Origin of the sequence: Levilactobacillus bambusae, from assembly GCF_003124125.1 — a bacterium.
Classification (GTDB): domain Bacteria; phylum Bacillota; class Bacilli; order Lactobacillales; family Lactobacillaceae; genus Levilactobacillus; species Levilactobacillus bambusae.
This window is the reverse complement of sequence record NZ_QCXQ01000017.1, coordinates 1-1253: the sequence shown is the minus strand read 5'-3', so window position 1 is coordinate 1253 and position 1253 is coordinate 1. Positions and strand designations below refer to the sequence as shown.

The window sequence follows — 1253 nt, the reverse complement described above, 5'->3', positions numbered from 1 at the left end:
TAAGAGTAAGTTCGATAAATTCTTTGAGTATGGTGCACTGATACCATGGATATTGCCAGGTACATTGATTGCACTAGGATTAATGTTCACTTATAATATACCTCATTTAATACTATTTAATTTAGTTTTAGTAGGAACAGTAATTATTTTACTTATTGCATATACTATTCAAAAATTACCATTTTCTTATAGAATGATTCGGGCTGTATTTTTCAGTATAGATAATGATATGGAAGAAGCTGCACGTAGTATGGGTGCATCTAGTTTCTACACTATGGTGCGAGTTATTATACCGTATATTTTACCAGTCGTATTATCAGTAGTTGTGTTAAACTTTAATTCTTTATTATCTGACTATGACTTATCTGTATTCTTGTACCATCCACTTTTCCAACCATTGGGAATCGTTATTAAACAGTCTACTGATGAAACAGCAACTTTAAATGCACAGGCAATGATGTTTGTTTATTCTGTAATTTTAATGATTATGTCTAGTGCAGCTCTTTATTTATCAAGCCTATTCCAAGGTAAACGAGGTAAGAGATAATATGAATCTTTCATACGAACTGAGTATTTGGGAAATACTTCTTAGGTGCTTTTTAGCGATTCTTTTCGGTGGCATTGTTGGCTATGAGCGAGGAGTCAAAAACCAAGCAGCAGGGATTAGAACCTACTTACTAGTTTGTTTGGGAACTTGTGTTGTAATGATGACAAATCAGTTCATCACTAGTCGTTATGGTAGCGGTGATCCTAGTCGAATGGGAGCCCAAGTAATTAGTGGCTTGGGTTTCCTAGGGGCAGGAACAATCATGGTAACTAATCAAAAAGTTAAAGGTTTAACAACAGCAGCTGGATTATGGTCTTCAGCAACTATTGGTTTAGCTATAGGCATTGGTTTTTATGAAGGTGCTATTTTAGCCGGAGTTGTACTCATAGCAGTTTTAACTCTATTTACTCCTCTTAAAGATTATTTAAACTCGAAAACTAAAATTGCTGATTACTACTTGGTTTTTAGTTCTTTAGAAGGTTATAATCGTTTACTTATATATTTAAATACATCGGGTATTAAGATTTTAGAAATTCAAAATGGTATAGGAAATCTTGATGAAGAACGTCAATTAAATAAAATTAAGTCAACAAAAGTGTCCTGCTATTTATCATTAAAATTAAACGAAAACTTTGAACATTTAAAATTAATGGAAGAAATGCATAATATTGCTGGGGTTATTTATGTTGAAGAGATTAGGTAAGGA

The 1253-nt window shown here is 32.6% G+C and carries 2 protein-coding genes; both read left to right on the top strand.

Going from position 1 to position 1253, the window contains the following annotated elements; translation table 11 throughout:
* A partial coding sequence (locus DCM90_RS09655; protein WP_133244342.1) for an ABC transporter permease subunit occupies positions 1 to 547 on the top strand: 547 nt, incomplete at its 5' end.
* A gap of 1 nt (position 548) precedes the next feature.
* Positions 549 to 1250, top strand: a complete 702-nt coding sequence (locus tag DCM90_RS09650; protein WP_001054457.1) for an MgtC/SapB family protein — start codon at positions 549 to 551, stop codon at positions 1248 to 1250.
* Positions 1251 to 1253 lie beyond the last annotated feature (3 nt).

Excerpts from the sequence above, each read along its gene's own strand:
- DCM90_RS09650 (WP_001054457.1), top strand. The coding sequence starts at position 549 with ATGAATCTTTCATACGAACTGAGTATTTGGGAAATACTTCTTAGGTGC.